General features: G+C 68.4%; 13 protein-coding genes. 6 read left to right on the forward strand and 7 right to left on the reverse strand.

What is annotated here, in order from left to right; translation table 11 throughout:
* Nucleotides 1-22 precede the first annotated feature (22 nt).
* The 4 genes from ACFV9W_RS31800 to ACFV9W_RS31815 form a co-directional block, all read right to left on the reverse strand.
* Nucleotides 23-1,267: a hypothetical protein gene (locus ACFV9W_RS31800; RefSeq protein WP_385767923.1), complete on the reverse strand. Its 1,245-nt coding sequence runs from the start codon at nucleotides 1,265-1,267 to the stop codon at nucleotides 23-25.
* 4 nt (nucleotides 1,268-1,271) lie between these two features.
* The gene (locus ACFV9W_RS31805) at nucleotides 1,272-1,808 is read right to left on the reverse strand and encodes a hypothetical protein (RefSeq protein ID WP_385767926.1); all 537 of its coding nucleotides are present in this window, start codon (nucleotides 1,806-1,808) and stop codon (nucleotides 1,272-1,274) included.
* 200 nt (nucleotides 1,809-2,008) lie between these two features.
* Nucleotides 2,009-3,241 carry a putative T7SS-secreted protein gene (locus ACFV9W_RS31810; protein ID WP_385767929.1) on the reverse strand — a complete coding sequence of 411 codons (1,233 nt, stop codon included), beginning with the start codon at nucleotides 3,239-3,241 and terminating at the stop codon, nucleotides 2,009-2,011.
* The gene (locus tag ACFV9W_RS31815; protein ID WP_385767932.1) at nucleotides 3,241-3,549 is read right to left on the reverse strand and encodes a hypothetical protein; all 309 of its coding nucleotides are present in this window, start codon (nucleotides 3,547-3,549) and stop codon (nucleotides 3,241-3,243) included. Before ACFV9W_RS31815 ends, ACFV9W_RS31810 begins: the two co-directional genes overlap by 1 nt.
* Before the next feature lie 728 nt (nucleotides 3,550-4,277).
* Between ACFV9W_RS31815 and ACFV9W_RS31820 the strand changes: the two genes are divergently transcribed.
* Entirely contained in the window at nucleotides 4,278-4,724 is a 447-nt protein-coding gene (locus ACFV9W_RS31820) for a hypothetical protein (RefSeq protein ID WP_385767934.1), read from the forward strand.
* Nucleotides 4,725-5,111: 387 nt separating this feature from the next.
* Here ACFV9W_RS31820 and ACFV9W_RS31825 read toward each other — a convergent pair whose 3' ends face one another.
* Entirely contained in the window at nucleotides 5,112-5,498 is a 387-nt protein-coding gene (locus ACFV9W_RS31825; protein ID WP_385767937.1) for a hypothetical protein, read from the reverse strand.
* 474 nt (nucleotides 5,499-5,972) lie between these two features.
* Here ACFV9W_RS31825 and ACFV9W_RS31830 point away from each other — a divergent pair, with 474 nt between their 5' ends.
* From ACFV9W_RS31830 to ACFV9W_RS31850, 5 genes are all read left to right on the forward strand, one after another.
* Entirely contained in the window at nucleotides 5,973-6,371 is a 399-nt protein-coding gene (locus ACFV9W_RS31830) for a hypothetical protein (protein ID WP_385767940.1), read from the forward strand.
* Nucleotides 6,372-6,917: 546 nt separating this feature from the next.
* Entirely contained in the window at nucleotides 6,918-7,577 is a 660-nt protein-coding gene (locus ACFV9W_RS31835) for a hypothetical protein (RefSeq protein WP_385767943.1), read from the forward strand.
* A gap of 322 nt (nucleotides 7,578-7,899) precedes the next feature.
* Entirely contained in the window at nucleotides 7,900-8,334 is a 435-nt protein-coding gene (locus ACFV9W_RS31840; RefSeq protein ID WP_385767945.1) for a hypothetical protein, read from the forward strand.
* 65 nt (nucleotides 8,335-8,399) lie between these two features.
* Complete coding sequence (locus ACFV9W_RS31845; RefSeq protein WP_385767948.1) at nucleotides 8,400-9,809, forward strand: PPE domain-containing protein; 1,410 nt, start codon at nucleotides 8,400-8,402, stop codon at nucleotides 9,807-9,809.
* A 92-nt stretch (nucleotides 9,810-9,901) separates the two neighbouring features.
* On the forward strand, nucleotides 9,902-11,254 hold the full coding sequence (locus ACFV9W_RS31850) for a S8 family serine peptidase (protein WP_385767951.1): 1,353 nt from the start codon (nucleotides 9,902-9,904) through the stop codon (nucleotides 11,252-11,254).
* Nucleotides 11,255-11,343: 89 nt separating this feature from the next.
* Here ACFV9W_RS31850 and ACFV9W_RS31855 read toward each other — a convergent pair whose 3' ends face one another.
* Together ACFV9W_RS31855 and ACFV9W_RS31860 are read right to left on the reverse strand one after the other, a co-directional pair.
* A complete protein-coding gene (locus ACFV9W_RS31855; protein ID WP_385767954.1) occupies nucleotides 11,344-12,759 on the reverse strand; it encodes a S8 family serine peptidase in 1,416 nt (471 codons plus the stop codon).
* Nucleotides 12,756-13,577: a hypothetical protein gene (locus ACFV9W_RS31860; protein WP_385767957.1), complete on the reverse strand. Its 822-nt coding sequence runs from the start codon at nucleotides 13,575-13,577 to the stop codon at nucleotides 12,756-12,758. Before ACFV9W_RS31860 ends, ACFV9W_RS31855 begins: the two co-directional genes overlap by 4 nt.
* Between the last annotated feature and the right edge of the window lie 272 nt (nucleotides 13,578-13,849).

The following is a 13,849-nucleotide window of genomic DNA, read 5'->3' on the forward strand; positions in this document are numbered from 1 at the left end:
GGTGCCGGCGCGGCGTGCCCGGTCACCGCGCCAGCAGCGTGATCCCCGCGGCGACCGCCGCCAGTCCGCCCATCGCCGCGGCGGTGAACGCGAGGGCGGCGACCCAGTCGCCCGTCGCCCGCCACCCCGTCCCGCTCGCGACCCGGCCGACGACGGCGACGCCGAAGTGCTTGCCGGTCACGTCCGTGGCCACCGCCGCGTCCTGCGTGGCCCGCCGCACCGTGCGGTCACCGGCCACGGTGCGCAAGGTCACGCCGCCGAGGCTGCCGTCCTCGTTGAGGCGGTGCTGCACGACGGCGAGGACATACGTGCGTTTCTCGGGATCCGGTGTGACCTGCCACAGCCGTACCGACGTACGCCCCTGCCAGCGCGGGTCCGCGAGGTCAGGGACGATGTCGAAGCGCGACGCGGTCGTGGCGATCCTGAACGGGGCGCCGGTGAGGGCGAGTTCGGTCTCGACGAGCGTGATGAGGTGCTCGGTGGGGGACGCCGCGACCGGGGCGGCGGCGACCGCCGTCCTCACGGTCGCGAGCCCCCGCCGCTCACCGTTCTCCGGCTCCGGCACGGGTGCCTGTGCCACCAGTTCCGCGACCTCCGTGAGGAAGTCGAGCGCGGGCTCGATCCGCTCGGGCGACTGGGCGTGCTCGTCCCAGCTGAACACCTCGTCGCCGGTGAACCGCAGCGGGTAGTCCTTGGCCCGCGGGTCGGTGAGGAGGAAGTCGGCGAGGGCGCCGCGCAGAGTCGCGGTGGCGGCCGACTCCTGCAACGTACGGACAGTGAACCGTTCGTCGAAGGCGTCGTGCCCGATGCGTACGTCGTCCGTTCCCACGCCGAGGGCACGCCTGACGGCACCCGTGCGGCGGACAGTGAACTCCCCGGCGCGGTGCGGTAGTTGGACGGACCAGACCGCGAACGTGGACCGCTGGATTTCGGAGTCGCCCGGATCGTCGCAGTCGCCGTCGGGCATGCCGCGGGTGATGAAGGTCGCCTCGAACGTGGAGACCCCGTGCCCGCGGTAGGTGCCGAGGCAGTGGTCGGTGACCGTGACGGCGGCGCTCCTGCCCTCGGGGAACGGCGTGTCCCCGAGGAACCGGTCGACCGCACCCACCACCGCGCGCGGGGCGTGCTGCCAGCCGAGCCGCCGGCACAGCATCGCGTACGCACTCAGCTCCCTGCCGCGCCGCCACCGCCGCCAGGCCGACGACACCGCGCTCACGATGAACGCGAAGCAGGCGACAATCAGGAAGTTCTGCAAGCCTTCTGGCATGGCGTCACTCGTTCTCTTCGGCTGGGCGTACGGTGCGGAGGAAGCGCTGGAAGTCGGGGAGGACGTCGTCCAGTTGGTCGGATCGGGCCGTCAGGGCGATCTCGATCTCGGCGGCCAGGTCCGAGCGGTTCGCGTCCTCGATGAGCAGCAGGACCTGGCTCTGGGCGAGCTGTACGGGGTGACCGTCGAACTGGGCGTGGACCCGCAGGTTCTGTACGACGCCGTCCGTTGCCCGCGCGAGGCCGGGAACGGTGTCCTGGCCCACATCGGTGCGCCTGACGAGGGTGACGGGGCCGACGCTCTCGCGCAGCCGCCGCATCGACTGCTCGGCGAGGCGATCTGGCGTCGGGGTGGGTGGTTGCGTCGCGCCGGACTCGTGGAGGCGGCCCGTCACCGTGATGTTGGGTACGAACCCCGAGCCCCGGGAGGCGACGTGCAGCGCGACGAACGCGGCCTGCGGCGCACCGACCTCCTCGGGCGGGGCCGACTGCCATCCCGGCGGGACGTCACAGATCAGCGGGACCGGAAGGGTTCCCGGCATGGTGGATTCAACTCCTTGAGTGCGAGTGCGAGTGCGAGTGCGAGTGCGAGTGCGAGTGCGAGTGCGAGTGCGAGTGCGAGTTCGAATGTGGGGATGCGTACGAGTACGTACGAGGCGCGCGGGTGTGCAGCGGCGTCGGGAGTGGGTCGTTGAGGGGGCCGGGCGGGTGCCGGACGGGTGCCGGACGGGCGCGGGGCGGCTCAGCCGAACACCGAGCCGACCGCACCGGCCGCGCCTTCCGACCATTCGCCGGCGGCGTCCGCCGCGTCCCCGAAGCTTTTGGCGACCTTCATCGGGTCGATCTCGACCTCGGCCCCGAGCTTGCCCCCGAAACCGACTGCGGCACCCACGTCCGCGCCGATGAGCACCTTGCCGTTCTCCATGCCGGCGTCGACGTGGCCCTCGAGCCCGGCGCCCGCCCAGCCCTCGGCGGTACCGCCGACGCCGACCCCCGCCACGGAGGCGTGCCCGTCGGCCGCCAACCTGCCTCCCGCGAACGCCTCGCCTCCCAGATGCGCCCCGTTCTTGCCGACGGACCCGGAGACCTGCGCGTCGGCCCCCAAGAGCCCGTGCACCTTGCCCGACGCCTCGAACACGCCCGTCTCGTACTTGCCCTCGGCGGATCCCTGCATGAGGTGCGCCTTCCCGGACGCCTGCGCCTCGGCCTGGCCGTCCTGGATTCCGTACCCGGCGCCCGCCTCCGCGCCGAGCACGTCGAAACTGGCCCGCCCGGAGACGTCCCCGCCCAGCGCGCTGCCGCGCCCCATGGCCTCGACGCTCCACAGGCTGCCGCCGGCGGATACGGAGTCCCCTCCGAGGCTGACCCCGGGGCCGCGCTCGCGCCGGTCCTCGGCGGTCTGCTGGTCGGTGTTGGCGCCCCAGCCCTTGTAGCGCGGATCGCGGAGGTCGGCCTCGAAGGGGTTGGGGTCCCACAGCGTGAAGGCGGTCTGCCCGGCCTGGGACTGCGCGTCCTGGGCCGCCCAGTACAGCCACTTGGGAGCGTCGGACGCGCCCCCGCCGACCGCCTCGAACCGCTTCGCCGCGGCGCTGCCCGCGGCCTCGACCTGACGGCGTGCCGATTCGAGCAGAGACTCGGCGCCGGTCTCGTCCCCGGCGTCGTAGAGGTCGATCGCCTGTGCGGCCTGGCGCTGTCCCCATTCGAGTACGTCGGCGTAGTCCTGGAGGGCGGACGCGGCGTTCTTCAGGGAGTCGGCGCCGCGGTACCACTTGCCCTTCTGCGGCGAGAAGTCGTCCCAGAACGCGTCGCCGGCCTGCCCGTCCCAGCCCGGGACGCGTACGGAGCGCAGTTGGTCGCCGATGCCTTCGACGGTGGTCGTGGCGGTGGTGAGGCGGCCGGCGCTCGTGAACAGCTGGGCCGGTTCGCCGGGGATGAGACCTTTGGGGTCGGCGGTCTCACCCAGCTTCGTCGCCATCAGCGGGCCCCGCCGGCGGCCGACGGCGCGAACTGCCCGGCGCTGTCGTCCTCACGCCCTTCGTACGAGCCCGCCGTGTCGTCGAGCTTCTCGGCGGCTTCCTCCCCCTCCTCCTTGAGAACCTTGCCGAGCGCCTGATGCCACGTGGCCATCAACTCACTGAATGCGTGAGCGGCATCGGAATTCCCGAAGTCGAAGTCGCCGTCCGCGAGCTTGTCCAAATGGACTTCCTCCACGCCCTTCACCGCGCCACGAATCCTCTTGGCGGCCGCGCGCAACGCACCCGGTTCAACGGTGTATCCCGCCATATTTCTCCCCCTTGCATGTACGCCCGCCAAGGCGATTTCCCTGGCATGACGTTCGACCATTCGCCCTCGCCGCCGAGTGGGCGGCGACGAGCAGGAGGGGATTCTGGCGCGACCGGGGTCACCCGGTTCTTCGGAACGCGGGGCAGATATCTCGGCCCACGGAGCGGGGAGGCGTGCGGCGGAAGGGGAAGAGGGGGCGGCGGGCGACCGGTGTGAGTAACCCGAAAGTAGGAGGATCGAGGTGACGTTTACGTCGGACGGGTCGCCGCGAACGGGAGGTGTTGACGACGGCCCCAACTACGGGCGGCGGTCGGCGCTCAGACCACCTTCGACTCCCGTCACGAGCCCCCGCCCAGGCCCGCACGCCGGGTCGTCAACGCAAGCCCCTGCGTGTCGCCGTGCCCGCGTCCATCGCCGCGCCAAGCCTGTGATTGGGCGCGAGCGGGCCCCCTAAACTGGCCCCAGGTCAACGAGCGGCGGCAGCGGCGGTCCCAGACAGTGAGGGATGTTCTCGGGTGAGCGGATCGGACCGCAATCAGCAGTCGGTCGAGCGGGCGCGGGCGGTCGCGCCGGGTGGCCAAGTGCCGCGAGGAGAGCACCGGGTGGCCCTGGCTTCCCGGGCGCCCGAACCCGGTCATTTCCGCCGAACGCGCGGTCTGCGCTCGGAGCGCCGGACCCCCTTCAGCTGGTGCATGCTCCCGGTTCACGGGGCAGCAAGGCTGATCTCCATGACCTGGAACCCGTTCGAAGCGCTCTTCGAAGCGCTCTTCTGGCGCGGGGAGAAGAAACCCGGGAAACCATTCTGCGGTGACTGGAACTCCATGGCGGGCCACCTGGCGCGGGCCACGATGCCCCGGACCAGGAACGGCGCGGACGTGGTCATGCAGGTCACCGGACATCACCTGCAACTCGCGTACGTGTCGCGCGCCGGCTCGCTCACGGGCAGGCAGGGCCCGGTCGAGGTGGGCTGGTCGACGGAGCTCGGCAAGGTGAGCTGGATCCGGGACCGCAGCGACGTCATGGGCGGCTGTCACGAAATCGGATTCGTCGACGGTTCGTGGTGCTCGGTCCAGTTCATGGGGCAGGGCTGGCGACGCATGGCGGAGGCGTTTCCGGTGAGGCTGAGCCACCTAGACCGGATGCCGGTCGGGATGGGCTCCTCCTCATCTTGGTGATGGCTTCCGTGGTGCGCTGCCCCACCAGACGCGGCACTTGGGGCGGGGCGGAACGTAGACGTGGCCGAGTCCTCGAGCCGGTGGACCGTGGAGAAGGCGATCCGCCTTCCCGCCCTAATGCCCGAGGTCGACGAACGAAACGCTTCACGGCTGTCGGCACCGATATGGAAACTTTTGGGACGTTGCCCGCAGAACGATTTTCCCAAGCTATCGGCATGCGGATGTCTCCTTCCCCTAGAGGCCTGACAACAGGGCGTGGATGGATGAGATCGAGCGACGGAGCGGGCTGTAGCGCGGCGTTCTCCGTTGCGTCGAGTCGGTCGGCCTGCGGGAGAGACCGGGCTGCTGACCACTGGCCCGCCCCAGCCTGTCGTCAGGCAGGTGGTTCTACTGGGCTGTCGCGCCTGCTGTGACTATCTCCGAAAGATTCGTGCCGCGCTTGGTACGCATTCGTCGAAGGCCGACGCCTTTGGCAAGCTCCCGGAGTCCCAAGAGACGGCGCAGGGCTACGTTGAGCGTGTGGACGCCACTTTGGGGAACCTCCATTTCGCCGTTGATCAGCAGGATCAGATCAGTAAGTGCATTGAGGACACCGCCCGTTCGTACCATGAGGCCGAGGAACACACCGGCGACCAGATCCGCACGATCGCTGCGCATAGCCGGGGGACGATATGAGCGGGGGCCGGCAGGCGCGGCGGTCGAGACGGTTATCCGCGGGCTGATCGAATGGGCGTTGATCACGCTCGCGCCTTCGGTCGCCTTGGCGGCCGTCACCGCTGGAGTCTCCATGGCTGCGGAAGCTGCCGCAGCGGCAGCTGAAGGCTTCTGGCCGCCACGCGGATCGCGAGCCTGCAGGCAGCGGTGCTGACGAAGTGGACGACCGGCTGTCGGAGAATCGCAGTCCCAGCACCGCTGCTCGAGAGGGTTCGACCATCACGAATCCGTCCAGCAAAGATCAACAGACGGTGGAACCCCGATTCCGCGACAATCCACTCGGCTGATTGCCGCCCCGACTGAGGTACGTGCCCGATGAACAATGAATGCCGTCGTCAGGTGGAGCCGCTCCTACAAGCAGGAGAGTCTCTGATTGCTGTCTGTGAGTGCCAGCTGGCGCCGGGAGTGCCGGACCTCCCGCACTGGCTACGACGGCCTCCTCCGGAATCGGATGCCTGGCGGCAGGTCAGGTCCCGACTCCCCCGTCCCGTACAGAAGTTTCTGGAGCCGAGCCAGTCGAAGCCTGACGGCCGGATGGCGCGCACCATGGAAGGTGCCGAGCAGGCGGTCGACAACTCTCTGTCGAGGGCTGCACATGGCAAGGGACTGCACGGTGGTTGGGAGTCCCGAGCCGGGCAGTTCCTGATGACGCACTACACCGCCGCGTATGTTCCCGCGGCCCGACTGCTGGTCGCGTTCACCGACCGACGCGTGCTCGCGTTGGGGGACCGGTCGAAGCTGTGGCAGTCCAAGAGCGTGTACGAACCACAGTGGGAGGCGCCCCGCGCATCCATCGCCGGGGTTCGTGCGGATCCCAAGGGGATTCTCCAGCGTGGGCGCTTCGAGCTTCGTTTCGCGGACGGGGCATGGATCGCTCTGGTGGCGTGGCCCTCGACCCATGCGGAGCCGTTCGCTGCGCGAGTGGGCGGTTGAGGCAGGGCGCTTTGTGTCTTCTGTTCGCCGAGATCCTTCGCACCATCGACTGGGCTACGGACGCCGAGATTGCCCAGCAGAGACATCCACAACAGCCTGTGCATCAACCACAGTTGCCCGATCCGGGAATCCAGGACCTGTTGCCAGGACAGTCGAACCGACTCCTCGACGCGATGGATGGTCGCGGCACCTTCGATGAGCACTACGATCAACTCGCATCGCCGCCCTGCACCGCTGGCGTATTGGAAGTCTCGATGAGATGTCCGCAGGCAAGGCCGTGGCCGACATCGCCACTTACCTGAGCGATGTGGGCTCGACGCTCTCGCAACAGGAGAACGAAGGGTCCATGGCTCTGACTGCAGAGCAGGCCACTGCGCTGGAAGCGAGCCTCGTCACGACCGGTATCGGGATGGGATGTGCACCGTGGCAGTTACCACCAAGTGCTCCCGTGGAGCTGCCGCTTCGGTGCCAACGTCCTTCGGCTAGTCGCCCCCGGAGCACTATGCGGCCCGCCCATTTCGACAGCACAGGAGTTGCACCCAGCCCATGGATCCCTTCGCAGCCGGGAACGTCGAGACGATGCGACCGCGTGTCGCAGCCCTGCTCCCGCCGGGAACTCCCGTCACAGGGCCCTTCGCCGTCAATCGCCTGGATTGGTGGAGGGAAAGAGAGCCTGTCGCTCCGGCCGACCGGCGCCCGGAGGTGTTCGCTGATGAGCGCGGACCAGTGGGCACGGGCCAGAAGACCAAGCTGGTGGCCTCGACATTGTTCTGGGGAGACGAGAATGCCCCGAAGAATGGAACGAAGAACATCTGTGATGATCCGGGCAAGCGTGAGAAGTTCAAGCGCCGGAAGCGCGGCTTCTGGGGTGGCTGGGACAGTCTGGCCGGGCATCTGCAAACCGCGATTCAGCCCCGCTCCCGCTGGTGGTACGTGTACTCGTTCCTCGTCCTGACCCCCGATCGTCTGCAGGTCTTCTACGCACCCAGTGCCGAGATGCCCCCCTCTGATATCGCCGATGAAGGCGCCGAGGTCGGGTGGCACTGCCCCCGTTCTCAACTGGCCTGGATCCGGCATCAGAAGAAGGAGGAGCTCTTCGAGTTCGGCTTCGCCGACGGATCCTGGGCAACTCTCCATCTCCCCAACCCCAAAGCGTTCGCCACGCAGGTGTCGGGCATCCTTCCGGCCGGCGCGCCCAGGCCGTAGAGGAGGAGGGTGCCGATTCCGGTGTGGTCTGGATGCGACGTGGGTTGCGAGGTCGCTCTGTGGCTCCGGGGTCAGAGCCGTGGTCGGTGTGTCTTCCATGCTGCCGCTGCCGAGAGGGGTATGCGTATGGGGTGACTTTGTGCGGAATGCGCCCCATAAGGTGGCCCATCCGCCGCACCTGTCGCGGAGTTGTGACGGGTAGCACCGAGCGGGGTGTGGGTGCCGTTCGATAGGCTAAGGACAGGCTTGTGACAGGGGACCGGACTTATCGCCCCCAACGGGAAGAACGGGACTAGCGGGATGAACGGGGAGGGCCAAGCGCATGGCCGGTGACGGGTACAAGGTCGATCTGAGCGCGCTCGACAACGTCATCAAGAAGCTGAACGCAATCATCGGTGACCTTGGTAAGGCGAACGCGGACACGAAGCACAACACGTACCTGCCGCCAGGTGCGCTGGGCGCCAGCGTCGCCGGGCAGTGCACGACCAGCGGAAGCACTTCCGGCGGCCGGTTCGAAGAGGCGGAGCAGCTCGCTGCCGCCCACACCGAAATGAAGCACTACCTCGAGGCCGTCGTTGACCACCTGGAGGGGGTCATGGACGACTTCGGTACGAAGACGAAGAGGGCGCATGGCGCGTACCAGGACGCCGAGGCGGACACGGCGAACGCGATGCACGGCGCGGACAGCACCTCGACTTCGTCCTCGTCGTCCGGGATCGGCGCAGGCTCCTCGCCGGGGTCGATGTCCGGTGTGTAGCGGCGTCAAGGGCAGCAGCAGGCGCGTAGGACACGAAGCGAGAGATGAAGGGGGCCTGGGGCACGATGGGTGACCAGGGCGCGGACTACACGTACCAGGCGCCGACGCAGTGCTACGTCGGCGACAACACGACTGACTTCAAGAACCTGGACATGGACACCATGAAGGCCATGGTCCAGGGTGCCAAGCCGGAAGACGTGCACCGTGCTGCCCGGGGCTGGAAGGGCGTTCAGGACCAGCTCGTCGCGGCCAAGGAAGCGTACGAGCACGCTGTGGCCGAGGTGATGGAGCACTGGGAGGGGCCGTCGGCCGACCAGTTCCAGACCCGGTCGAAGACGATCGCGAAGAAGCTCCAGGACACGTCCACCTACGCGTCGCATGTCTCCACTGCGATGACGAGCGCGGCGAACGTACTCGGTGACATTCAGCCGATGGTCATGGCGATGCAGAAGCCGAGCGGCGGCAGCAGCGTCGGCGACCGTCTCACCGACGGCGGGCGTGACGAGGAGGGCCTCAACCGCGACCTCGCCAACAAGAATGTCACCGCGCAGCAGATCGCCGACGGTCGTGAGGGCGACATGTCGGAGGGTCGTGAGGCGCAGATGGCGATGGCCGTGAAGATGGAGGAGCTCGGGGCGGCCTACAACTCGCAGGCCAAGTCCATGGGGTCCTGGAGGAAGACCGGGTCTGGCAAGGACCAGACCGAGGACTATCCGGGTGAGCCCGGGGGGATCGCTCCTGTGCCGATCCCCGCAGGTTCCGCTTCCCGCCCCTCCGGCGGCGTTGCCGGCGGCGGCAACCTCAACCGTTCCACAGGCTCGGCCTCATCGGTCAAGGGCGTGAAGGCGCCTACGACGGGTGGCATCAGCGGAGGAATCGGCTCGCAGAAGCCGACCGCGGGCTCGCAGATCGGTTCGGGCAACCTCAGCTTCAATGGTGGTTCGGGGCCCGGAGCCGGTGGTATCGGTACGGGAGCCGGTGGTGGCACCGGCATCGGTGGCGGCATGGCCGGTACTGGCGCTGGCGCCGGTGCTGGAGGCGTCGGTGGTACCGGTATCGGCGGCGGTATCGGCGCTGGGGCCGGCCTCGGTGCGGGTGCGGGGGCCGCAGGTCGCGGTGGTGCCATGGGCCGTGGAGGCCTTGGTGCCGGTGGCGTGGGCGCCGGAGGTGCCGGCCAGGGCGCGGCGAAGGGCATGAAGGGTGACTCGCTCGCTCGAACGAAGGGCGGCGCCATCGGCAAGTCCGTCATGAACCCGGGTGCTGGACAGCAGGGCGGCTCTGCTCTGCGGCAGAAGCCGAAGACGGCGACGGGCGGCGCAGGCGCCGCTGGGCGCGCTGGTCTTGCTGGTCACGGTGCTCAGACGGCCAATGGCAAGGACAAGAAGAGGCGCGATAGCGCCCGCCCGGACTACCTCGTCGAGGACGAGGAGACCTGGGCAAGCAACCGCACCGTTAACCCCAAGGTCGTGGAATAGTCAGGCCTACTGGTTAAGTATGCGGTGAAGTCGAGACGGGGCCCGCAGCCTTCAGGCTGTGGGCCCCGCCCTGCGAGGGAAGGTGTTTTGGCATGAGCTTCACGCGAGCGCTGCGCGCAGCGGGCGCTGCAGCGGCGGCGGGAGCGCTGCTAATTGCGGCCGCGCCGACGGCGTCGGCGGACCAGGTCAGAGACGACCAGTGGGCGCTGACAGCGTTCTCCGCCGACAAGATCTGGAGCGAAGCGACCGGAAAGGGTGTCACGGTCGCAGTCATTGACAATGGCTTCCGGACAGACCATGCCGACCTCACGGGTCAGTTCCTCGCGGGCAAGGACTTCATCGATGGAGACACGTCGGTGGAGCCGGACCCGGGTGGGGAAAATCCCGGGCACGGCACTGCGATGTCGGGGATCATTGCTGGTCACGGCCACGGTGCGGGGAACTCAAGCGGTGTGAAGGGGCTGGCTCCTGAGGCCAAGATTCTTCCTATTCGCGATAACGCGGCCTCGCGCGCAGGTTTCTACGGGCCTGCAATTCGTTACGCCGTGGACAACGGTGCAGACGTCATCAACGTTTCCCAGGGTGTTGGCAGCTCCGAGGATCAGGGCAGCGAGGACGCCCTGAAGGAACAACAGGCGATCAAGTACGCCCTGGACAAGGGTGTACCCGTTGTCACAGCCTCGGGCAATGACGGTGTGGAAGTCTCCAAGTCATCCGATATGTTCCCTGCGGTCCAGCCCGGTGTGGTGACTGTTGGCGCAGTGAATTCCGGCGGCGAGATCTGGGACAAGTCCGACTACGGCCCTGAGCTCATGCTGGCCGCCCCTGGCGTGAAGAACGTCGTCGCCGGCCTCGACTCCGACGGCTACAACCTTGGTAACGGCACCTCGGACTCCACCGCCTACACCTCCGCGACCTTGGCCCTCCTCAAGCAGAAGTTCCCCGACCTCACCCCCGGCCAGCTCGTGAACCGCCTCGTCAAGACCGCTGGGCTTCCCGCCTCGGCGAAGGGCAAGTCGCTTCCCGACGAGTACTACGGCCACGGGTTCATCCAGCCGCTGGCCGCGCTCACGAAGGACATCCCGGCCGGCCCCGAGAACGGCCCGCTCAAGATCGATGAGCTGAACGCGGCGGTGAGCAAGGCCGGCGGCGGTGACTCCTCGGACACGTCGTCGTCCTCGGTGCCCGCTGCTTCCGACTCGTCCGAGTCCGGCGGCATGAGCACCGGCCTGATCATTGGCATCGCGGCCGGCGTCCTCGTCGTCCTGGCGATCGTGGTCGTGGTCATCGTGCGCAGCCGCAAGAACAACGGCAGCGGCCCGCCCCCGCCCCCCGGCGGCGGTTGGGGCGGCGGTCACCAGCCGTACCCGGCGCAGCAGCAGACCTACCCGCAGCAGGGCTCGTACCCGCAGGGACCCTCGCAGCCGCCGTACGGCCAGCAGTAGTCGTAGTTCCACTCAGTGAGAGTGAGTGGTTCGGACGGCAGAGGGGCTCCCGCCTGATCCAGGCGGGAGCCCCTCTGCCGTGAAGAACGTCAGGTGTGGGACGGCGGGTCCGTGTACGGATTGCCGGTCAGGGGCTGGGCCGGTGGCGGCGGGGTGCCGACGCCCGGTTGTTGCGGCGCGTTCCCCGCACCGGGCCACCGTCCCGACGCCTGTGGGTAGACGTTGGCCTGCGGGTAGCCGCCCGCCTGGGGGTAGCCCGGTGAGCCAGTAGGGCCGTACGTCCCAGGCTGCGGGCCGTACGAAGCGGCGATCGGCGGGCCGCCCGCGTCACCGGGGCGCAGCTTGCGGCGGCGGAGCAGCAGGAACCCGCCCGCCAACATGACGACTCCCAGAGCGAGGCCGATGCCGAAGATCACGATGTCGTCGCTGTGGATCTCGGCTTCCAGTTTGGCCGGCGTACCGTCGGGCTCGGCCAGGTACTCCTTGCCCTCGTACGGCGCCGCCTTCGCCAAGGTCGCCGGTGGGTTCGCCGCGGCCCGCACGGCCTTCGCCGCGTTGATCGGTCCGCTGCCGATCTGTGCGTTCCATCCGCCGGGCGGCCGCGTCGCCGTTCGCGTGAGGATGGTGCGGGTCTGCGCCGGAGTGAGTTTCGGGTTGCGTGACTTCATCAGTGCCACGACGCCGGAGCCCAGCGCACAGGCCGGTGAGGTGCCCGAGACGCTGTCGTAGCCGCCGCCGGGCTTCGCGCTGTGGATCTCGGTACCCGGGACGGCGATGTCGTTGTAGGTGTGCACCGTGGAGAACGGGGCGCGGGCGCCGCTGGGCAGGGTCGCGGCGACGGCGATCACGCCCGGATAGCCCGCGGGCAGGGAGTAGCTGTTGGCTGCATGCCTCTCGAGACGCGTGACCTTGTCGCCGTTGTTGCCCGCGCTGGCCAGAACGGGGACGCCGGAGCCGACCGCGCGGGCGATCGAGGTCTCTTCGTCCCCGTTGGGGATCTCCACGAAGGTGCTGTCCGAGCCGAGGGACATGGAGATCACGTCGGCGCCGTGGCCCACGGCGTAGTCGATGGCCTCGGCCAGGGGCGACTTCTTGCCCTTGAGGTCACCCTTCCAGTTCTTGAAGTCCGGATCCTCCTCTTCGAGGATGGCTCGCAGCGACAAGATGTGGGCCTTCGGAGCGACCTTGAGCACGTCGTGTGCCATGGCCGTGCCGTGTACACCCCAGTAGGCATCGCCCTGCTCGGCGCTGCCACCCGTGAAGTCGGGCCCCTGCGTGACCTTTCCCTGGAGCGCCGGGTGGGAGTCGTCGACACCGGTGTCCAGGACGGCGACGGTGACGCCGTCGCCCTGCTTCTGGCTGAGTGACTGGGCCTGAGTCACGTCCATGGCCGGGATTTCCCAGTTACGGGACGCGGCGGACGCGGGTGTGGTCGAGGAGACGGCGAGCGCAGTGCTCAGTCCGAGCGTCGCGAGCGTGCCGGCGATGCGGTGGGTGAGGTTCATTCGTCATCATCCTCGTGGAGTCCGCTCATGAATGCGGCCTTGCTCAGGCCCTTGGCGGCTTCGGAGTAGGCGGTGCGGTCCTGGCCGTGCGCGGCGTTCACGCCGTACGAGTTCCAGGGAGCGGGCAGGCGTGCGGCCATGCGCCCGTCGGTCGAGCCCGTGGTCACCGCGAATACGTAGTTGTCGCTGGAGTCCGAGGCGACCGTGGAGTTGCGCCGGGCGTCGGACCAGGCGGCGGCGGGTGTGCCCTTGACGCTGTGGGCGCGCACGGAGAAGGCGGTCCCCTTGGCCTCGCCCGCCCCCTCGTCGCCGTCGCCGTACTGCGTGATGGCCTCGGCGAGAGGCTGGTTGGGCCGGGTGCCGTACGTGTCCTTCTTGGTGTCTCCGAGCACGATCAACCCTACGGACGCCACTTGGGTGTTGAGGGCGTCAACGTAGGTCGCGCGGAACACGGCCTGGCAGTCGCGCGCGTTCGCGAGCTTCAGCGCGGGGCCTTCGAGGCCGGCGGCGCAGGACGTTTCCTGTGCGATCCCGGCCCGCACCCACTTCATCTGCCGCTCGGTGTCGTCCGGGTCCTCGGCGTACGCGGCCAGCGTGTCGGGAAACACCTCGTCGGCGGACTCATTGCGCCACGCTGTGGCTTCGTACGCGGGATTACGCGTGGTTGCACGGTCGAAGAAGATCGTCCAGCCGAATGCGAGGGTCAGCAGGAGCCCTATGGCGGCGCACGTGATGAGGGCGATGCCGAAGAATGTGCGCGCCTTGCCGCGCGGTTTCGTTGCTGGCGAGGGCAGATCTGGATATGACGTCACGGACATGGGGCTCCATAAACGCGGTGCGCTTGTATGTGGGTGAGGGAGGGGCAGGCCTGCGCAGCCTGGGAATTGGCCTCTGGGACTATAGTCGCCTGGCGATTTCAGGTTGGTGGCGGTTACATGCGGGGGCCGTTTTGGCCGGGAATGCGGCGGGCCTCGTTGGCGAACGACTGTGCTGGACAGGCGGGTTACCGTGATTGGCTCGTCAACATTGTGCTGTCGCCCCACCTGGAGAGGCGCGGTGTTGACCGAGCGTAAAGTGCCGGTGGCATCCA

The sequence above is a fragment of the Streptomyces sp. NPDC059897 genome (genome assembly GCF_042730865.1).
Lineage (GTDB): Bacteria > Actinomycetota > Actinomycetes > Streptomycetales > Streptomycetaceae > Streptomyces.